The organism is Nocardia canadensis (assembly GCF_032656385.1).
GTDB lineage: Bacteria > Actinomycetota > Actinomycetes > Mycobacteriales > Mycobacteriaceae > Nocardia > Nocardia canadensis.
Window position 1 is genome coordinate 1,725,390 of record NZ_JAVCWB010000010.1, and the last position, 17,442, is coordinate 1,742,831.

18 protein-coding genes are annotated in these 17,442 nt (G+C 69.2%); 3 read left to right on the forward strand and 15 right to left on the reverse strand.

What is annotated here, in order from left to right; translation table 11 throughout:
- Window positions 1-12: 12 nt before the first annotated feature.
- The 5 genes from rpsG to hppD all read right to left on the reverse strand — a co-directional run bounded on the left by rpsG (window position 13) and on the right by hppD (window position 3,543).
- Window positions 13-483 carry a 30S ribosomal protein S7 gene (gene rpsG / locus Q7X29_RS31005; protein ID WP_019049358.1) on the reverse strand — a complete coding sequence of 157 codons (471 nt, stop codon included), beginning with the start codon at window positions 481-483 and terminating at the stop codon, window positions 13-15.
- 1 nt (window position 484) lies between these two features.
- Window positions 485-859: a 30S ribosomal protein S12 gene (gene rpsL / locus Q7X29_RS31010; RefSeq protein ID WP_019049359.1), complete on the reverse strand. Its 375-nt coding sequence runs from the start codon at window positions 857-859 to the stop codon at window positions 485-487.
- 284 nt (window positions 860-1,143) lie between these two features.
- On the reverse strand, window positions 1,144-1,719 hold the full coding sequence (locus Q7X29_RS31015) for a DUF3558 domain-containing protein (RefSeq protein WP_308248558.1): 576 nt from the start codon (window positions 1,717-1,719) through the stop codon (window positions 1,144-1,146).
- Window positions 1,716-2,240 carry a DUF3558 domain-containing protein gene (locus Q7X29_RS31020; protein WP_218719648.1) on the reverse strand — a complete coding sequence of 175 codons (525 nt, stop codon included), beginning with the start codon at window positions 2,238-2,240 and terminating at the stop codon, window positions 1,716-1,718. Before Q7X29_RS31020 ends, Q7X29_RS31015 begins: the two co-directional genes overlap by 4 nt.
- Before the next feature lie 157 nt (window positions 2,241-2,397).
- On the reverse strand, window positions 2,398-3,543 hold the full coding sequence (hppD, locus tag Q7X29_RS31025; RefSeq protein ID WP_218719647.1) for a 4-hydroxyphenylpyruvate dioxygenase: 1,146 nt from the start codon (window positions 3,541-3,543) through the stop codon (window positions 2,398-2,400).
- A gap of 141 nt (window positions 3,544-3,684) precedes the next feature.
- Between hppD and Q7X29_RS31030 the strand changes: the two genes are divergently transcribed.
- Window positions 3,685-4,200: an Lrp/AsnC family transcriptional regulator gene (locus tag Q7X29_RS31030; protein WP_218719646.1), complete on the forward strand. Its 516-nt coding sequence runs from the start codon at window positions 3,685-3,687 to the stop codon at window positions 4,198-4,200.
- 28 nt (window positions 4,201-4,228) lie between these two features.
- On the opposite strand, the gene Q7X29_RS31035 is transcribed toward Q7X29_RS31030, so the two are convergent.
- The 9 genes from Q7X29_RS31035 to Q7X29_RS31075 form a co-directional block, all read right to left on the reverse strand.
- On the reverse strand, window positions 4,229-4,873 hold the full coding sequence (locus Q7X29_RS31035) for a GntR family transcriptional regulator (protein WP_316576157.1): 645 nt from the start codon (window positions 4,871-4,873) through the stop codon (window positions 4,229-4,231).
- Between the two features lie 30 nt (window positions 4,874-4,903).
- Window positions 4,904-5,896, reverse strand: coding sequence for an isopenicillin N synthase family dioxygenase (locus tag Q7X29_RS31040; protein WP_316576158.1), 993 nt, complete (start codon window positions 5,894-5,896; stop codon window positions 4,904-4,906).
- A 10-nt stretch (window positions 5,897-5,906) separates the two neighbouring features.
- Complete coding sequence (locus Q7X29_RS31045; protein WP_316576159.1) at window positions 5,907-7,076, reverse strand: nitrate ABC transporter substrate-binding protein; 1,170 nt, start codon at window positions 7,074-7,076, stop codon at window positions 5,907-5,909.
- 27 nt (window positions 7,077-7,103) lie between these two features.
- Window positions 7,104-7,952, reverse strand: a complete 849-nt coding sequence (locus Q7X29_RS31050) for an ABC transporter permease (protein WP_218719642.1) — start codon at window positions 7,950-7,952, stop codon at window positions 7,104-7,106.
- Window positions 7,952-8,737, reverse strand: a complete 786-nt coding sequence (locus Q7X29_RS31055) for an ABC transporter ATP-binding protein (RefSeq protein ID WP_316576160.1) — start codon at window positions 8,735-8,737, stop codon at window positions 7,952-7,954. Before Q7X29_RS31055 ends, Q7X29_RS31050 begins: the two co-directional genes overlap by 1 nt.
- A 112-nt stretch (window positions 8,738-8,849) precedes the next feature.
- Complete coding sequence (locus Q7X29_RS31060; RefSeq protein ID WP_316576161.1) at window positions 8,850-10,163, reverse strand: amidohydrolase family protein; 1,314 nt, start codon at window positions 10,161-10,163, stop codon at window positions 8,850-8,852.
- A gap of 127 nt (window positions 10,164-10,290) precedes the next feature.
- Window positions 10,291-11,403, reverse strand: coding sequence for a winged helix DNA-binding domain-containing protein (locus Q7X29_RS31065; protein ID WP_218719639.1), 1,113 nt, complete (start codon window positions 11,401-11,403; stop codon window positions 10,291-10,293).
- Window positions 11,404-11,486: 83 nt separating this feature from the next.
- Window positions 11,487-12,461 carry an NADPH:quinone oxidoreductase family protein gene (locus tag Q7X29_RS31070; RefSeq protein WP_316576162.1) on the reverse strand — a complete coding sequence of 325 codons (975 nt, stop codon included), beginning with the start codon at window positions 12,459-12,461 and terminating at the stop codon, window positions 11,487-11,489.
- Window positions 12,462-12,517: 56 nt separating this feature from the next.
- Window positions 12,518-14,173, reverse strand: coding sequence for a serine/threonine-protein kinase (locus Q7X29_RS31075; RefSeq protein WP_316576163.1), 1,656 nt, complete (start codon window positions 14,171-14,173; stop codon window positions 12,518-12,520).
- A 142-nt stretch (window positions 14,174-14,315) separates the two neighbouring features.
- On the opposite strand from Q7X29_RS31075, the gene Q7X29_RS31080 reads away from it, so the two are divergent.
- Entirely contained in the window at window positions 14,316-15,089 is a 774-nt protein-coding gene (locus tag Q7X29_RS31080; RefSeq protein ID WP_218719636.1) for an acyl-[acyl-carrier-protein] thioesterase, read from the forward strand.
- Between the two features lie 34 nt (window positions 15,090-15,123).
- Here Q7X29_RS31080 and Q7X29_RS31085 read toward each other — a convergent pair whose 3' ends face one another.
- Window positions 15,124-16,791, reverse strand: coding sequence for an FAD-dependent oxidoreductase (locus Q7X29_RS31085; RefSeq protein WP_218719635.1), 1,668 nt, complete (start codon window positions 16,789-16,791; stop codon window positions 15,124-15,126).
- Window positions 16,792-16,949: 158 nt separating this feature from the next.
- Here Q7X29_RS31085 and Q7X29_RS31090 point away from each other — a divergent pair, with 158 nt between their 5' ends.
- Complete coding sequence (locus Q7X29_RS31090; protein WP_316576164.1) at window positions 16,950-17,441, forward strand: SixA phosphatase family protein; 492 nt, start codon at window positions 16,950-16,952, stop codon at window positions 17,439-17,441.
- Window position 17,442: the final 1 nt, after the last annotated feature.

The window sequence follows — 17,442 nt, forward strand, 5'->3', positions numbered from 1 at the left end:
GCCGGGCGGCAATCACCAGCGGTAGTGCGCGAAGGCCCGGTTCGACTCGGCCATCTTGTGGGTGTCCTCGCGACGCTTCACCGAAGCGCCGAGGCCGTTGCTGGCATCGAGGAGCTCGTTGGCGAGACGCTCGACCATGGTCTTCTCGCGACGAGCGCGGGAGTAGCTGACCAGCCAGCGCAGCGCCAGGGTGTTGGCGCGGCCCGGACGGACCTCGACCGGCACCTGGTAGGTGGCGCCACCGACGCGGCGGGGCTTCACCTCGAGGGCGGGCTTGACGTTGTCCAGCGCACGCTTGAGGGTGACGACCGGATCGGTGCCGGTCTTCTCACGCGCCTGCTCGAGAGCACCGTAGACGATGCGCTCGGCGGTGGACTTCTTACCGTCCAGCAGGATCTTGTTGACCAGCTGAGTGACCAGCGGCGACCCGTAGACCGGGTCGTTGATCAGCGGACGCTTGGGTGCGGGGCCCTTGCGTGGCATATCAGCTCTTCTCCTTCTTGGCGCCGTAGCGGCTGCGGGCCTGCTTGCGGTTCTTCACACCCTGGGTGTCCAGCGAGCCACGGATGATCTTGTAGCGGACACCGGGGAGGTCCTTCACACGACCGCCACGGACGAGCACCATCGAGTGCTCCTGCAGGTTGTGACCCTCGCCGGGGATGTACGCCGTGACCTCGACTGCGCTGGTCAGGCGAACACGCGCGACCTTACGCAGCGCGGAGTTCGGCTTCTTGGGGGTGGTGGTGTACACGCGAGTGCACACGCCACGACGCTGCGGGCTCCCCTTCAGGGCCGCAGTCTTGGTCTTGGAGACCTTGTCGCGGCGACCCTTGCGGACCAGCTGGTTGATGGTTGGCATAGACCGGCTTTCCTTATTGGTAATTGCGGCTTGTATTGCGGTGGGCAGAACACATGTCTTCAGTTCATCGAGCTTTCACTCGCACGTCCGACCGTGTTTTCCTCTACCCGCGGTCGGGCGTGTCGCGCGCAGCTCAGGGCCCTTTTTCTGGGCACGCTGGAACGTACCGGCCGCTCTCGCTGGCCTACGTTCACGCACGAACTTGCCCGTAGCAATCCGGGCACAGGGATCCACGATACCCGTGTGTCCCGCAGAGGGTCAAAGCGGGGCACCTGGTCAGGAGTCTAGCGGGCTCGGTTCAAGGTGAGTTCGACCAGCTTGGCCGCCACCGGGCACGGATCGGGATGGGCGGACCCCGCCCGATAGTTGATCCACCAGCCGACCACACCCGCGTCGGCGGCTTTGGCGCTGACACCACAGGAGTCGGGATCACCCGGACGACGGATCTCGACCGCGGACGCCCCTTGGATCGTGGTGATCGCCGAGTTGTAGCCGAGCTTCTGATACGTCTGCCGCTCGACGTTGAGCGAGCCGTGCTCGTACCAGTTCAAAGTCAGCTTGGCGCCGCCGCCCGGCGCACCGACGACATCCCACATGCACACGGCTCCGACGAAGGAGTCGTTGAATTGCGCGTCGCCGCCGACGGCTTCGGCCATCTGTTCCTCGGTGAGAACCTCACACTCACGCAGCAACTTGTCGAAATCGACGTTGACCGCGCTCCCCCCGCCGCCTTCACCGACCGCGGCGGGCGCCCCCGGCACCGTCCGGCCGCAGCCGGCCAGCGCGGTGCCCGCGGCGGCGATGATGACGGCGATCGCCGCGAGGCGCGCGGCCGGCCGAGGTGAGCGCGTCCCGGTCACTGCAATCTCCCCAACGTCAGTTCGGCCAGTTGCCGGGCGGCGTCACACGGGCCACGCCCGGGGGCCGTGTACCCGTAGGTCGACCACTCGAAGAAATCGTCGCCGAGCCCGATGGCGAAATCGCACGTGGTGGCGCCGTAGCTGGTTCCGTACGACTGAAACCCGGTGCGCCCCTGGACCGTGACCGACTCGACGACGCGGTCCTTGGACTGCACCCAGGCCCGCTCTCGATCTATCGGACTACCTCGGTAGGAGGCGAAGGTGACCACGGAAGAATCGATGCCCGCCGACTGCCAGTTACACCCGACCGCGTTGCGGAACACCGCCGAGACCTGCGGGAGACCGGCGATCGACCGCACCTCGTCGTCACCGACATGTCCGCACTCCCCGACGAACGGCCCCAGCGCGGCGACCTTGGGTGGCGTCCGCGACGAACCCGAGGAGTCGTCGGAGCCGCCCGACCCGCAGGCAGCCAGTGCCACGCACGCCAGCCCGATCGCCACCGCAGGTTTGAACCGCATAGCCGAAACTCTACCCAGTGGGGCGGGCTGGAGACCGTATCCGATGGTGCGACCTCGCCCACGCGCAACCGATCTCGCCCGCTCCGCCGCACTCATCGATCGGCGGGCGACATTCATCGATGAGCGCGACGACGCGTTCTTCTGTCAGCAACGGCACTCACAGATTGCCGCGGGCCTCCTGTTCGCGTTCGATGGCCTGGAAAAGGGCCTTGAAATTGCCCTTTCCGAAGCCGAGTGAACCGTGCCGCTCGATGAGTTCGAAGAAGACGGTGGGGCGGTCGGCCAGGGGTCGGGTGAAGATCTGCAGGAGGTAGCCGTCCTCGTCGCGGTCGACGAGGATGCCGCGGCGCTGCAGCTCCGCCACCGGGACGCGCACGTGCCCGATGCGGGCGCGCAGTTCGGGGTCCTCGTAGTAGGTGTCGGGGGTGGGCAGGAATTCGACGCCCTCGGCGCGCATGGCGTCGACGGTGGCGATGATGTCGCCGGTGGCCAGGGCGATGTGCTGGACGCCGGGGCCGCGATAGAACTCGAGATACTCGTCGATCTGGGATCGCTTGCGGCCCACGGCCGGTTCGTTGAGCGGGAACTTGACCCGGTGGTTGCCGTTGGCGACGACCTTGCTCATCAGCGCGGAGTACTCGGTGGCGATGTCGTCGCCGACGAACTCGGCCATGTTCGTGAATCCCATGACGCTGCGGTAGAAGTCGACCCAGCGGTCCATCATGCCCAGCTCCACATTGCCGACCACATGGTCGATCGCCTGGAACAGCCGGGCGGTGCGCCGCTGATGGGTGGACGTGCGCGCGACATAGCCGGGCAGATACGGCCCGTAGTACCGCGACCGGTCGACCAGGGTGTGCCTGGTCTCGCCGTAGGTGGCCAGGGCCGCGGAGCGGACGGTGCCGAATTCGTCGGTCGCGTCGTGTGGTTCGACCAGGATGCGCGCGCCGTGGTCGCGGGCCCAGGCGATGCAGCGGTCCACGTCGGGCACCTCGAGCGCGATGTCGACGACGCCGTCGCCGTGCCGGTCGTGGTGGGCGACGAGCGGACTGTCCGGGTCGACCGCGCCCTGCACGACGAAGCGCGCTCCCCCGCTGCGCAACACGAACGCCTTGTGGTCGCGATTGCCGGTCTCGGGACCGGAGTAGGCCTCCAGCCGCATCCCGAACGCCGACTGCAGGAAGTGCGCGCTCTGGGTCGCGTTACCCACGACCCACACCAGCGCGTCCCACCCGATCACCGGAAACGGATCGACGCTGTCGTCGTGCTCGATCAGCCCGACGAGCTGCTGCTCAATGGTCATGACCAAGGAAATCTCGCCCCGGCCGACCTAGGCAACAACACCGGAGAACCCTGAACAGGCTGACACGAGAAGCTACCGATTCACCCCCGATGGTGGACAATTTGAATAGCACTCGACCGCGCACGGCACGGAGGTCTCTCGATGCGGACGCCAGCGAAACTGGACGAACTCGATCTCGCGATCCTGACCGCGATGCACACGTATCAGAAGGCCGGCATCCTCGAACTCTCGCGCCGCACGAAGGTCGCGCGGGCCACCGTGCAGGCCCGGATCAACCGGATGGAGGAGTCGGGGGTGATCGCCTCCTACGACCCGCAGATCGACGTCACCGCGGCCGGATTCGAGGTGCAGGCCTTCGTGACGCTGGAGATCGCGCAGGGCGCGCTCGACACCGTCAGCGCCGAGCTCGAGGCCATTCCCGGCGTGCTCGAGGCCTACGCGACCACCGGGTCCGGTGACGTACTGTGCCGGATCGGCGCCGACTCACACGCCGGCCTGCAAGCCGTGCTGCTCAGCATCGACCGGACCGGTTCGGTGGTGCGGTCGCACAGCGTGATCGTGCTGTCGACGGTGATCGCGCGCCGCACCATGCCGCTGCTGCGCACGCTGACCCCGGCGGGCACCGCGAAGGCGCCCGCCTACCGCGAGCCGCGCTGAGCGCTCACCGCCTGCCCAGGCTGACCGCTCACTGCCTGCCCAGGCGGGTCAGCAGGCCGTGCACGTGCGCCTCGGCGGCCGTGCGCGCCGACTCGGGATGCCCGGATTCGAGTGCTTCGACGATGCGCCGGTGTTCGCGGAGGGCGACACGGCGGTTGCGGGCCGAGCACCACAGGTCGCCGCGGTAGAGGTGGGCCTTGGCCTCCAGCCGGGCCAGCTCGTCGACGACGCAGCTGTTGCCGGAGGCGTCGCGGATGAAAGTGTGGAACTCCAGGTCGAGCTGGGCGTCGCGGGCCGCGTCGGTGGCGTCGTCGAGGTTGGCCTCCTGGGCGGCGATGATGCTCGCCAGCTTGTCCAGGTCCGCTTCGGTGAGCCGGGTGGCCGCCGCGGCGGCGGCGAGCCCGTCGAGGGCGGCGCGCACCGCGAGGACATCGCGGATCTGCGCCGCGTCGACGGCGGCCACCTTGGCGCCCGCGTGCGGCGCGCTGACGGCCAGCCCCTCGTAGATCAGCTGCTGCACCGCCTCGCGGACGGGGCTGCGGCTGACCCCGAGCTGGGTCGCCAGCGCGGGCACGCTGAGCGATCGGCCCGGGGCCAGCTCGCCGGAGAGGACCATCTGCCTGATCTGCCGGTGCACTGACTGGCCGAGCAGCGCGGAGCTCTCGTCGGTCATCGCCGTGGTCCTTTCCGTGTCGGTGCTCGATTATCCCTGGGGCCGGTAGTTCGCCTGCACCCGCTGCGCCAGGAAATCGGCGGCGGTGACAGGCGGGTATTTGCCCGCCGGGCCCTGGATGATCGCGTCGCGGTCGGCCTGGGCGAAGTAGGCGATGCTGTAGCGCTCACCCTGGTACTCCCCCTCGCCCGGACTGCGGACGCGGTGGAAGTTCGACGGCAGCAGGTCGTCGCTCCAACGGGTCAGCATGTCACCGATATTGCAGGTGATCAGGCTCGACGACGGGGTGATGGAGGTCCATTCCTGCTCCTGCATCTCCTTGCCGGGGCACACCTGCAGGCCGCCCTGACCGTCGCGCTGGAACAGCAGGGTCAGGCAGTCGAAGTCGGTGTGCGCACCGGCCCGCCAGCGCCCGGGGACACCGCGCAACTCCTCGGGCACCGCGAAGTAGTGCAGCAGCCGCAGCGCGCTCTGGTAGTTCGGCGAGGACGGATCGTGGGCGGCGGTGAAGTGCTCGCGCGGCAGGCCGAGCCGGTCGGCGAAGCAGGACAGCACGCGCATCGCCACCGCCCACGCCCGTTCCTCGAAATCGAGGACACGGGCCCGGAATCCGGCGAGTTCGGTCTCGCTGGGCCAGAGCTGGTCCATGTGCGGACGGGTGATCTGGTAGGACTCCTTCTGGTCGGGCACCCCGATGGACGGACGCACCTGGCTCAGGCTCTCCCAGCCCGCGTTGTTCTGCTTGACCAGCGGATACTGCCCCTTCACGTCCTCGGGCAGCGCGAAGAAATCGGCTGTCGCGCCGAACATCTCGTCGATCAGGTCCTGCGGGATGCCGTGGCCGGAGAGCTGGAAGAAGCCGATCTCGGTGGCAGCGGCCCACAGCTCCTCGGTGATCTCGGCGCGGCGGTGCTCGAAGTCGGTGAGGTCGACGACGCGGATCTCGCGGGCATCGGTTTCCTTACCGAGGCCGCCCATCTGCTTCTCGCGCGAGACTTCGGACAGGTCGTAACTGGTGGTCATGGATGGCTCCTTAGCCGGTGACGGAGATGGCGGGATCGAGGAATTCCTTGGTGACCAGGTCCTTGGCGGTCAGCCCGGTCGGCACGTTCGCGCCGCCCTTGCGCAGGATGGGTCCGAATTCGTCGATGATGCGCTGGACGCGGGCCTCGTCGAAACTGCCGAGGACGCCGTCGGTGTCGTTGCCGATCAGACCGCCGTCGATGAGGGCCTTGGACCCGAAGGCGGCCAGCTCGGCGCTGTACGGGGTGAGCTTGGGGTTCTTCGACACCACGTCGACGACCACGTCGTTCACCGGTGCCGGATCGGCTTCGAACCGCGCCGTCGCCCGCTGGATCATCGGCACGAGCTTCTGCAGGCAGGGCCGCAGTTCGGCCAGCTTGTCGGCGCGCACGTTCACGGTGCGGGCGTAGCCCTCGTAGCCGACGTCCTTGAGCAGCTGATAGGCGACGGGCTTGTTCCAGGCCCGCACCTCGTGCTCGTAGGTGAAGGGCTCGGCGTTGGCGAAGCCCTGCTGGGCGAAGGACGGATCGGAAACGAACCGCGACGGGGAGTTGTCGTAGGAGGCGTCGACCTGACCCTGCTGCACCAGCCCGCGGGCGACCAGCCAGTCCGGGTACAGCTGTCCTTTCGACACCACGATCGGCTTGCCCGACTTGCCGATATCGGCGATCCCCCGCCACTCGGAATGGGTCTCGGGATCCCACATCAGCATCTGCGGGCTGTTGCGCAGCAGCGTGGTGACCGCGACGATCGGCTGCTGGCCGGCGGCCGCGATGGCGTGCTCGGAGTGGGCCAGGCCGAGGGTGATGCTCTGGTCGACATACATCTGCGACGGCACCGTCTGGAAGCCGATCGCCGGACCACCGGCCCGGATCTCCAGCTTCACCCCGGTGTCCTTGCCGTCGGTGACGAGCGGACCAGTGATCTTGTTGTTGTCGGCGTCGACCTTGTACCCGGGACCGAGCAGGCCGAAGATCGGCCCGGAGTCGGTCTCGGGCGCCCACTGCAACTGCACGACGACGGTGCTCGGGCAGGCGCCGGCCAGCTGCTGTTCGGCGGGCGCCGGTTCCAGCGCGACGGCGGGACCGTCGGTGGCGTCGTCGGAACAGGCGGTCGCGGCGCCGGCCAGCAGCACGGCGAGCGCGGCGATGCCGATGCGGCGCAAGGGAAGTGTCTTCATGGTTGATCCTCTGTGCAGGGGGACGAGCTAGTGCGCGGAGTTGTGCCAGCGGCCGACGCTGACCTTCTGCACCACGGTGAAAACGGTGAACACGAGCACGCCGAACAGCGCGGCCAGCAGCAGCGCGCCGATCAGGTCCTCCGATTGCAGGCGGGCGCGGTAGGTGTCGAGCAGGGTGCCGATTCCGGGTTTGCCCTGTGCGAAGAACATGTCGCCGATGATCGCGCCGGTGACCGAAAGCCCGGCGGCGGTGCGCAATCCGGTCAGCGTCGAGGGCAGCGCGGCGGGCAGTTGCAGCGACCAGAGCCTGCGCAGCCTGCCCGCCCGGCCGAGGGTGAACAGTTCCTGCAGGTTGGCGTCGACGGATTTGATGCCGAACAGGGTCATCGCGATGATGGGGTGGATGGCGATGAGCACGCAGACGGTGGTGCGGGCGGCGAAGCCGTAGCCGAGCCACAGCCCGATCAGCGGGACCACCGCGAGCACCGGAATGGCTTGCAGGACCACGGCGTACGGGTAGACGACCTGCTCGATCGGCTTGGCCTGGCTCATCAGCACCGCGATGGCGACGCCGAGGACCGCCGAGATCAGCAGACCGGTGAGCGCCACCCGGGCGGTGACCGCCAGCGCTTCGGCCATCACCGCCAGCTTGGCCGGATCGGCGAGCGATTCGCTGAACACGACGTGCGGCGGCGGCAGCAGGAAGCGGCGCCCCTCGCTGAGCACCAGCATCGACACCGCGTACCAGGCGGCCAGCGCCAGCGCGATGGACACCGTCGGCGCGACGAGGGCGCGGGCGAGCTTGCGGACCTGCGACACCGGCAGTGCCGGGCGCGGACGGGCGGGGGCGACGGCTCGGGCCGCGATACTGACCATCAGGCAGCCTCTTTCAGCGAGCGCGAGATGCGCGAGACGAGTTCGGTGAAGGCGGGATCGAAGCGCAGCTCCCGATCGCGCGGGTAGGGCAGGTCGACGTCGATCACCTCGTGGACGCGGCCCGGCCGGGCCGACATCACCACCACACGCGAGGCGAGGAACACCGCCTCGGAGACCGAGTGGGTGATGAACAACGCGGTGAAGGCGTTGTCGCGGTAGAGGCGCAGCAGCTCCTCCTGCATATTCAGCCTGGTCATCTCGTCGAGCGCGCCGAACGGCTCGTCGAGCAGCATCAGCCGTGGCTCCAGCGAGAGCGCCCTGGCCAGCGAGACGCGCATACGCATGCCGCCCGAGAGCTGGTGGGGCAGTTTGTTCGCGAAGTCGGCCAGGCCGACCGCCGCGATCGCCCGTTCGACGCGTTCGCGGCGCACGGTCCGGTCGACACCGGCTAGTTCGGCCGAGAGCTCGACATTGCGGCGGACCTTGCGCCACGGCAGCAGGGTGGCCTCCTGGAAGATGAAGCCGATCGAGTCCGTGCGGACCGCGACGGCGCCCTCGCTCACCGGTTCGAGTCCGGCGGCCAGGCGCAGCAGCGTCGACTTGCCGCAACCGGACGGGCCGACCACCGCGACGAATTCGCCCTCGCGGATGTCGAGGTCGATCTCGGTCAGGGCGAGCGTGCCCTCCTCGCCGCCGAAGCGCTTGCCGACGCCGGCGAAGGAGACCTCCAGGCCGGACAGCAGCGTCCTCGCGTCGGCGTCGTTCACCGTGTCGTAGAGCGTCACCGTGATCACCTTCTCCTGCGGGTTGTCGATGTTGCGTGCAACTTGAGATCTATATCAGTGTGAATTGACTGGATTACATGCAATGTGTGGTTCGTTTCTGGCTTATTAACAATCAGCGCATGCGAACCAGGCGCGCGGCCAGGTCCTGCGCGTCGACCCGGGTACTGACGCCGTCGCGGATCACGGCCTCGCCGTCGACCCAGACGGTGTCGATCACCCGCGACGACGCGGCAGTGAGCAGGCTGGCGCCGGGGTCGAGGACCGGCAGGCAGGCGAAGTCGCGATCGAAGCGGACCAGGGTGAGGTCGGCGCGGTCGCCGACGGCGACGCCGGTGCGGGTGGGCCTGCCGAGGACGCGGCCCGCCGCGCCGGTGGCCATGTGCAGCATGTCGGCGAAGCCGAGCAGGTCGGCCTGCTTGTTGGCCGCACGCTGCAGGAACGCGCCGAGACGGAGCGCCAGCAGCATGTCCTGGGTGTCGTTGCTGGCGGCGCCGTCGACGCCGAGCGTCACCTCGATGCCTGCGGCCAGCATCTCCGGCACCGGGGCGACGCCGCTGCCGAGGCGCATGTTGGAGACCGGGTTGTAGGACACCGCCACCCCGCGCTCGGCGAAGAGTGCGCGGCCGTGGGCGTCGAGGTTGACGCAGTGCACCGCCAACGTGCGATCCCAGAGGAAACCGCTCGCGTCGAGGTAGTCGACGGCACCGGCGCCTGCATGCAATCGGCACATCTCCTCGTCGGTGGTGGTCTCCAGAACATGTATCGACACCGTCTTGCCCGTCGCCTGGGCGTACTCGCGGGTGGCCGCCATCCCCTCCGGGGTCAGGCAGCGGGGGTTGGGCACGGCCAGCGCGGTGCTGATGCGGGTGCCGAGCAGTTGCTTGTCGAGGGCGTCGACGTGGGCCAACGCCTCGTCCAGCGGCTGCATCAGGCGCGGATCCAGGCCCCACTTACGAGTGCTGTCGGCCCGATCGGCGAGGCCGCGCCCGAGGACGACGCGGATTCCGAGCTCGTCGAGCGCCCGGATCATCGCCTGGTGGATCTCGTCCGACGGGCTCGGCCACATGTGCTCGACCACCGTGGTGACCCCGCTGCGCAGCAGCTCCAGGCCGCCGGCCAGCGCCGAGAGATAGGTCCGCTCGGGGGTGGCCGCGACCGTGAATTCGCCGACGCAGCGCAGCCATTCGAGCAGAGGCAGGCCCTCGCCGACTCCGCGCAGCACGGCTTGCTGCAGGTGGGTGTGGGTATTGACGAAGCCGGGCAGCAGGTAGCCGGAACCACCGTCGAAGCGCGGCAGGTCGGCGTGTTCGGGACTCGCCCGCAGGGCGACGACGACGCCGTCGCGGACGACGACCTCGCCGGGCGCCCAGCCCTGTTCGGTGTAGACGGTGACATCGGTGATGACGACGGACGCGGGGGAACCCATGCGCGCACCTCTTCTGGGATGCGGCTGGTTCGCCCGCCCGGTTCAGCGGAGCACGTCGTCCGTTGCAGCCATGAACGTCGTGGCACCGACCCTAGGAAGCCGGTGTTGCCACGGCGTTAAACCCGTGTCACGGGCGGACGTCCGCACCGGGCGCCAGGATCTCCACGGCCGGGGCAGATTCCGGTTCGAGGAAGGCGAGCAGCCCGGCCGCCTCCGATTCCACCTGCGCGACTTCGGCTTTCGTCCAGGGCCGGATCGGGCTGATCCGCAGGCGCGCGGTGCCGGACTTGACGAAGATCTTGTACAGACCGGCCAGGAAGCCGTCGATCAGGACCGGCGAGACGTTGGCGGCGAAGGCCCGCAACGGCGGCGCGGAGCTGTCACCGACGATCCGCGAACGATCCTGGTGCGAGAGCAGGGCGTTGTCGTACCAGCCGAGCAGCCGCACCGGCGCGGGCAGATCGGGGTCGGCGAGCGTGAGGTCGGCGGCGTCGTAGAGGGTGCGCCCGCGCTCGTCGGTGTAGGTGCGGACCCGATCGCCCAGCGCGGCCACGGCCTGCTTCATCGCGGGCAGACGCGACCACGCCTGCATGTCCATGGTGCTCGCCGGGCCGAACGCGCGCAGATACCGCAGGATCAGTTCGGCCACCGGATAGCTCGGGTCGAGGGGTGCGTCGAGCCAGGGTTGCACCCGCGACCACACCGGCCTGCTGTTGTCGCGCCAGCGCCCGCGCGGCGGTGTTTGCAGCACGGGTAGTTGATAGAGCCAGGTCTGGACGATCGCGCCCGGGTCGCGATCCGGATAGATCCTGGCCGCTTCGTCGCGCAGCGCGGTGGCCGACATCGGCTCGGCACCGAGCACCGCTTCGCCGTGGGCGCGCACCTCGTCGGGCTCGAGGCCGACCATCGCGCCGTAGTTGAAGCCCTTGCGGAACGGCACCTTCTCCAGCTCCGGCTGGATGTGCGGCGCGATGCGCAGCGCGTCGGGCGGGGTGACCAGGTGAATCGTGCCGCGCATCAGGGTGATCCGCACCAGCGAGCGATCCTCGAGCCCCGCCGAGACCACGGCGGGATCGAAATCGGCGATCCGCCCCCACAATCCGACGAACGGCGGCGGGACATCCTGGGCTTGCAGACCGACGAGGTGATCGCACATCTGCGCGGCGGTCAGCGTCGAGCGCTCCAGCAGGTGCTGGCGGGCGAGCAGCGTCCGGTTGAGTACCCGATTGGACAGCTGCATGCGGCTCCTTCGACGACCCGGCGAACGACATGGACAGTACCGCCCGCCACCGACCGCCGCCGGGACGAGCGGGCACCGTCCGCTCAGCGCAGCCGCACGACGACCTTGCCGGTGGCGGTCCGGTTATCCAGCGCCGCAACGGCTTCGGCCGTCTTCTCCAGCGGGTACAGCACCGGCTCGGGCGCGGGGATGGCGCCGGAGGCCAGCAGCGGCTCGACCTCGGCCCACTGTTCGGCCAGGTAGGTCGGGTGGCTCATCACCCATTCGCCCCACGCGGCCCCGACCACCTCGACGTTCTTGAGCAGCAGCCGGTTCACCTTCACCGTCGGGATCTCGCCCGCGGTGAAACCGACGACCAGCAGCCTGCCGCCACCGGCCAGCGAGCGGACGCTGTCGGTGAAGCGGTCGCCGCCCACCGGGTCGAGCACGATGTCGACGCCACGGCCCTCGGTGAGCTCCTTCACCGCGGCGAGCCAGCCCTCGGCCAGCACCACGTCGGTCGCGCCGTTGGCCTTGGCCACCTGCGCCTTCGACTCGGTACTCACCACCGCGATCACCCGGCCCGCGCCCAGCGCCCTGGCCATGCGCAGGGTGGAGGTGCCGATGCCGCCCGCCGCGCCGTGCACCAGCACGGTCTCGCCCTGGGCGATCCGGCCACGCTTGGTCAGGCAGAAGTGGACGGTGAGGTCGTTGAACAGAATGCCCGCGCCCGCGTCGAGCGAGACGTTGTCCGGCAGCTTGAACACGGCGTGCTCGGGCGAGACGGCCACCTCGGCGACACCGTTGCCGAGCATGGTCAGCGCGGCGACACGATCACCCGGGCGCAGGGCCGAGCCCTCCGGCGCCTCGCGCACCACCCCCGCCACCTCGCCGCCGACGACGAACGGCAGGCCCGGCTTCATCTGGTACAGGCCGCGCGTCATCAGCACGTCCGGGAAGGCGATGCCCGCCGAGTGCACGTCGATCAGGACCCCACCGGGATAGGCCACCGGCTCGGGCAGTTCGACGATCTCGATCGCCGACGGACCATCCAGCTTGCCGACCTGGGCTGCGCGCATTTTCCAGAACCTCTCTCGGTGACACCCTCTACCGCGAACATATCCCGGCGGACCGATCAGCGATGGGCGAATTCCGTCACCGACTCGCTGGCCAGCACCGAGCCGCCCTTGACGATGGTGAGTCCGGCCGAACTGAGCTGATACTGCGTGCCGTCGGTCGGATTGGTCGCGGTGAAACCACCACCGCCGGTCGGCACCGGGTCGTCGAGTTCGATCCCGAGGCCGTCGCTGGCGCGCGCGCCCTTGTAGTAGTAGCGGTTGTCGCCGGTGTGGCAGATGACGACACGGGAGCCGGTGGTGCGCGCGATCGTCATCGCGGCGTCGTTGTCGTTGCAGCGCGGGCTGGTCAGGAAGCCCTGGCCGTCGGCGCCGGAGACGCTCGATTGCAGCGGCGGCACCGTCGTCGGGGTCGGGGTCGGCGCGATCCGGGTGGTCGGCACGGTCTGGCTGACCGTCTCGATCACCGGCGGCGGGACCACGTCGCCGGTGGTCGTGATCGGCGGATCGGCGATGGTCCGCTGCTTGTCGTCGCCGACGCTGAGCATGATCCACACCGCCGCGCCGACCACCGCGACCACGATCAGCGCGCCCAGCGCACCGGCCAGGATCGGCGTCGACGACCCGCGCTGCGGCGGCAGCGGCAGCGGCGCGGAGGGGTGGGTGTATCCGCCGGGCCGGGTGGGCTGCGGACCGTTCATCCGATAGCCCGGCGGCGGCGTCCACTGCGGCTGCGGGCCGGCGGCCTGCGGCACCACCACCTGGGGACCGGACACCGTCGGCGGTGGCGGCTCACCGGTGTCGTAAGACCGGGGCCCGGTCAGCGGGCCGACCACGGTCGCCGCCGCCACTTGCGGGCCCGGCGCGGTGCGCGGCGCCGCGCGCTCGCCCTGCACCAGCGCGGCGCGGGCCGCGCGAGCCAGGTCACCGGGAGTGGCGTAGCGCTGTCCCGGCCGCTTGGCCATGCCCCGATCGATCACCGGATCGAAGAATTCCAGGGCCGGGTCCACGGCGCTGGGCCGTGGCGGCGGCGCCATCTGATGCGAGCCGATCGCGCCTGCGAGGCTGTTCACCGGGTACGGGACCCGCCCGACCAGGGCCTCGTAGAGCACGCAGGTCAGCGCGTAGGTGTCGACGGCGGCGGTCAGCGGCGCGTCCTCGAAGCGTTCCGGCGCCATGTAGGCCATCGAGCCGACGGCGCTGCCGGTGCTGGTGAGCTGCGGATCGGAGTCGGTGTGCGCGATGCCGAAGTCGACCAGGTAGGCGAACATGCTGCTGGTGAGCAGGATGTTGGCGGGCTTCACGTCGCGATGGATCAGGCCGATCTCGTGGGCGGCGTCGAGCGCGGCGGCGATCTGTTCGACCACCTGCACCGCCTCACCGGGCGTCAGCCTGCCGTGCCGCTGCAGGCGGTCCTTGAGATCGGTGCCCTTGACCAGCCGCATGTCGATGTAGAGGACACCGTCGACCTCACCCCAGTCGTGCACCGGGATGACGTGCGGCTCCTGCACACTCGCCATCGCGTGCGACTCCCGGCGGAATCGCTGCACGTAGACGGGGTCTCTGGCCAGATCGCGGTTGAGCACCTTGACGGCGACAGTGCGATTCTTGGAGGTGTCGTAGGCCTCGTAGACCTCCCCCATACCGCCGACTCCGAGGAGTCTGCGCAATTCATAGCGCCCGAACATCGAGCCCGCCATCGCCCCGCCGGCCATTCCTGCAGGCTACCGGGAGCCGGTGGAATTCGATACCGCTTGCCCCGGCTCCGCGCGAGGGTGTGATCTGCGCCCCGTAAAGTCGTCAGCAGAACTACGCAAGAAGTCGCGGCACACCTGGTGCGCCGTGCAAGGAGCACACGTGTCACTCGATCAGCCACTGGCCCCGCTTCCCCAGGAGGGCATGGGTTTCGCCGCGGCGTGGCCCGTCCGGGCTGGCGATGTGGATCCCTATCACCGGCTGCGCTTCGATGCCGTGGCGCGCTATCTGCAGGACATCTCCTGGGACGAACTGCATCAGACGGCCCTGCATCGGACCGACCCCACCTGGATCGTGCGCCGCACCGTCATCGACGTCATCCGGCCGGTCACCTGGCCCGACCAGGTGCACCTGACCCGCTGGTGTTCGAGCATGTCGACCCGGTGGACGAACATGCGCACGCGGATCACCAGCGACGGCGGCGGGCTGATCGAGACCGAGGGCTTCTGGATCAACCTCAGCGAGTCCAGCAATCTGCCCGCCCGGATCAGCGACGAGGGCCTGGCCTACCTGGCCCGATCCACCGACGAGCACCGGTTGCGCTGGCGGCCCTACCTGACCGATCCGGCCCCGCGCGAGTCCGACACCGATCTGCCGTTCCCGGTCCGCGCGACCGATATCGACCAGTACAACCACGTCAACCACACCTGCTACTGGCAGGCGGTCGAGCAGTTCCTGGTCGACTACCCCAAGCTGGTCGCCGGACCGCACCGCGCGGTCATCGAATACGTGGCCCCGGTGCTGGCCCGTGAGCACATCACGGTGCGCGGCCGCTACGAATCGGGCGACCGGACCGGCCGCCCGGTACTGCGGCTGTGGTTCGTGGTCGGCGGGATCACCACGACCGTCGTCCGGATCATGCCCCTGCCGGAGTAGCCCCGGCCCGCCGCGCGGACCGGGGCTGCCTCGGCTAGCCCTTGGCCGCTTTGAGCAGATCGGCGCGGGTGGTGAACTTGACCCGCGGCCTGCCCGCCGCCTTGCCCGCGGCCTTCTCGGCCTGGTCGATGGTCTTCCAGCCCTTCCGGTCGACCAGCTCCGGCTGCCGCTGCGCGAGCAGCGCCTGCAGCGCCGCCCGGTCACCGGTCGGCGCGGTGAGCTTGCCCGCGATGAAGTCGGCGATCAGCGCCTCCACCGTTTCCTCCGCGTCGACCCGATTGGAGCCGATCACGCCGCGCGGGCCGCGCTTGATCCAGCCGGAGACGTACACGCCCGGCACCGGCTCGGTCGCCTCGATGACCCGGCCGTGCTCGCTGGGCACGGTGCCGCGCCGCTCGTCGAAGGGCAGACCCGCGATCGGCACGCCGCGGTAACCGATCGAACGCAGCACCAGACCGGTGTCGAGCGACTCGGTGCGATCGGTGGCGGTCGCCACGAGCTGACCGTTCTCCTCGGTCAGCTCGTTGTGCGCGAACTCGATCGAGGTTGCCTTGTCCTCGCCGTGCACCGCGGTCGGCGTGGTCAGGTAGCGGAAGACGATCCGCTTGTGCGCGGGATCGTGCTCGGCGGTGGAGTACTCCTGCGCGAGGGTGTACTTCAGCCGCAGCGACGGCTCGATGTTCGGGTCGTCGAGCAGCGCCTGGCTGTGCGGGTCCAGCGCCAGATCGGCCGGATCGACGACGACGTCGACGCCCTTCAGGTGCGTCAGCGACAGGAACTCCGGGGTGCTGTAGGCGGCTTGCAGCGGGCCGCGCCTGCCCAGGATCACCACCTCGCGGATGTTGCTGTTGCGCAGCGCGTCCAGGGCGTGGTCGGCGATGTCGGTCTTGGCGAGCTCGTCCGGGTCGACAGTGAGCACGCGAGCGACGTCGAGCGCGACATTGCCGTTACCGACGATCACCGCGCGCTCGCCCGACAGGTCGAACTCGCGATCGGCGAAGTCGGGGTGGCCGTTGTACCAGGCGACGAACTCGGTGGCCGAGTGACTGCCGGGCAGGTCCTCGCCGGGCACGCCGAGCTTGCGATCGCTGGACGCGCCGACCGCGTAGATCACCGCGTGGTGGTGATCGAGCAGTTCCTGATGGTCGATGTGCTGACCGACCTCGACGTTGAGGTAGTACTGCAGCGTCTCGCGGCGGAAGGCCGAGTCGAACATGTTCGCCACGTTCTTGGTGCCCGCATGGTCGGGCGCGACGCCCGCCCGGACCAGACCCCACGGGGTCGGCAGCCGGTCGAACATCTCGACCTCGACGTCGCTGCGGCGCAGCAGTTCGTCGGCGGCGTAGCAGGCGGCCGGGCCGGCGCCGACGATCGCGACGCGCAGCGTGCCCAGGTCCTTGGGCGGACGGGTCGGGGTCGCCAGCGGATCGAAGTTCGACTCCAGCGGGTGGCGCTGGAAGTAGGCGGCGTTGATCTCGCGGTACCTGGCCAGCGAGGCGAGCAGGTCGTCCTCGGAGAAGATGGCGTCCACCGGGCACGCGTCGACACAGGCTCCGCAGTCGATGCAGGTGTCGGGGTCGATGTACAGCATCTCCGCCGTGGCGAATTCCGGCTGATCCGGGGTCGGACGGATGCAGTCGACCGGGCACTCGGTGACGCAGCTGGCGTCGTTGCAACAACGCTGCGTGATGACGTAGGCCATAGTGTGCAGATCCTCGAAATGTGTGGTCGGTGGCTCGAGACGTCGTCCGTGGCGGGCCCGCGGCGGGTGTGCCACGAACACATCTACGGTGACGCAGCTTTCAGTGTGCCTCGAGTGTGACCGCTACCTCACCGGCGGTCGGGATTACGGTGGTTCCCATGGTGGCGACCCTGATCCTCATGCGGCACGGAAAATCGGCATACCCCGACGGTGTCGGCGATCACGCCCGCCCGCTGGCGCCGCGTGGGCAGCGGGAGGCGGCCCTGGCTGGTGACTGGCTGCGGGCCACCCAGCCGCCGATCGACGCCGTGCGCTGCTCGACCGCCACCAGGACCAGGCAGACGCTCGCCGCGACCGGGATCGATGCGCCGGTGGAGTACACCGACGACATCTACGAGGCGAACCCGCACACCCTGATCGAGCTGGTCCAGCTCACCGACGATGCCGTCGGCACGCTGCTCGTCGTCGGGCACGTGCCCGGAATCCCGTGGACCGCTTGGGAACTCGCGGCCAATCGCGACTCCGATCAGGCGACCGAGCTCAGCCGCAAATTTCCCACCTCGGCGCTGGCCGTGCTCGAGTTCGACCGGCCGTGGGCACAGCTGGACCCGGGTTCGGGTGAACTCACGTACTTCCACGTGCCCCGCTGAG

Coding starts and splice junctions, on each gene's coding strand:
- rpsG (WP_019049358.1), bottom strand. CDS start 483: ATGCCACGCAAGGGCCCCGCACCCAAGCGTCCGCTGATCAACGACCCG.
- rpsL (WP_019049359.1), bottom strand. CDS start 859: ATGCCAACCATCAACCAGCTGGTCCGCAAGGGTCGCCGCGACAAGGTC.
- Q7X29_RS31020 (WP_218719648.1), bottom strand. CDS start 2,240: ATGCGGTTCAAACCTGCGGTGGCGATCGGGCTGGCGTGCGTGGCACTG.
- hppD (WP_218719647.1), bottom strand. CDS start 3,543: ATGACCATTGAGCAGCAGCTCGTCGGGCTGATCGAGCACGACGACAGC.
- Q7X29_RS31030 (WP_218719646.1), top strand. CDS start 3,685: ATGCGGACGCCAGCGAAACTGGACGAACTCGATCTCGCGATCCTGACC.
- Q7X29_RS31035 (WP_316576157.1), bottom strand. CDS start 4,873: ATGACCGACGAGAGCTCCGCGCTGCTCGGCCAGTCAGTGCACCGGCAG.
- Q7X29_RS31040 (WP_316576158.1), bottom strand. CDS start 5,896: ATGACCACCAGTTACGACCTGTCCGAAGTCTCGCGCGAGAAGCAGATG.
- Q7X29_RS31045 (WP_316576159.1), bottom strand. CDS start 7,076: ATGAAGACACTTCCCTTGCGCCGCATCGGCATCGCCGCGCTCGCCGTG.
- Q7X29_RS31050 (WP_218719642.1), bottom strand. CDS start 7,952: ATGGTCAGTATCGCGGCCCGAGCCGTCGCCCCCGCCCGTCCGCGCCCG.
- Q7X29_RS31060 (WP_316576161.1), bottom strand. CDS start 10,163: ATGGGTTCCCCCGCGTCCGTCGTCATCACCGATGTCACCGTCTACACC.
- Q7X29_RS31065 (WP_218719639.1), bottom strand. CDS start 11,403: ATGCAGCTGTCCAATCGGGTACTCAACCGGACGCTGCTCGCCCGCCAG.
- Q7X29_RS31070 (WP_316576162.1), bottom strand. CDS start 12,461: ATGCGCGCAGCCCAGGTCGGCAAGCTGGATGGTCCGTCGGCGATCGAG.
- Q7X29_RS31075 (WP_316576163.1), bottom strand. CDS start 14,173: ATGGCCGGCGGGGCGATGGCGGGCTCGATGTTCGGGCGCTATGAATTG.
- Q7X29_RS31085 (WP_218719635.1), bottom strand. CDS start 16,791: ATGGCCTACGTCATCACGCAGCGTTGTTGCAACGACGCCAGCTGCGTC.
- Q7X29_RS31090 (WP_316576164.1), top strand. CDS start 16,950: ATGGTGGCGACCCTGATCCTCATGCGGCACGGAAAATCGGCATACCCC.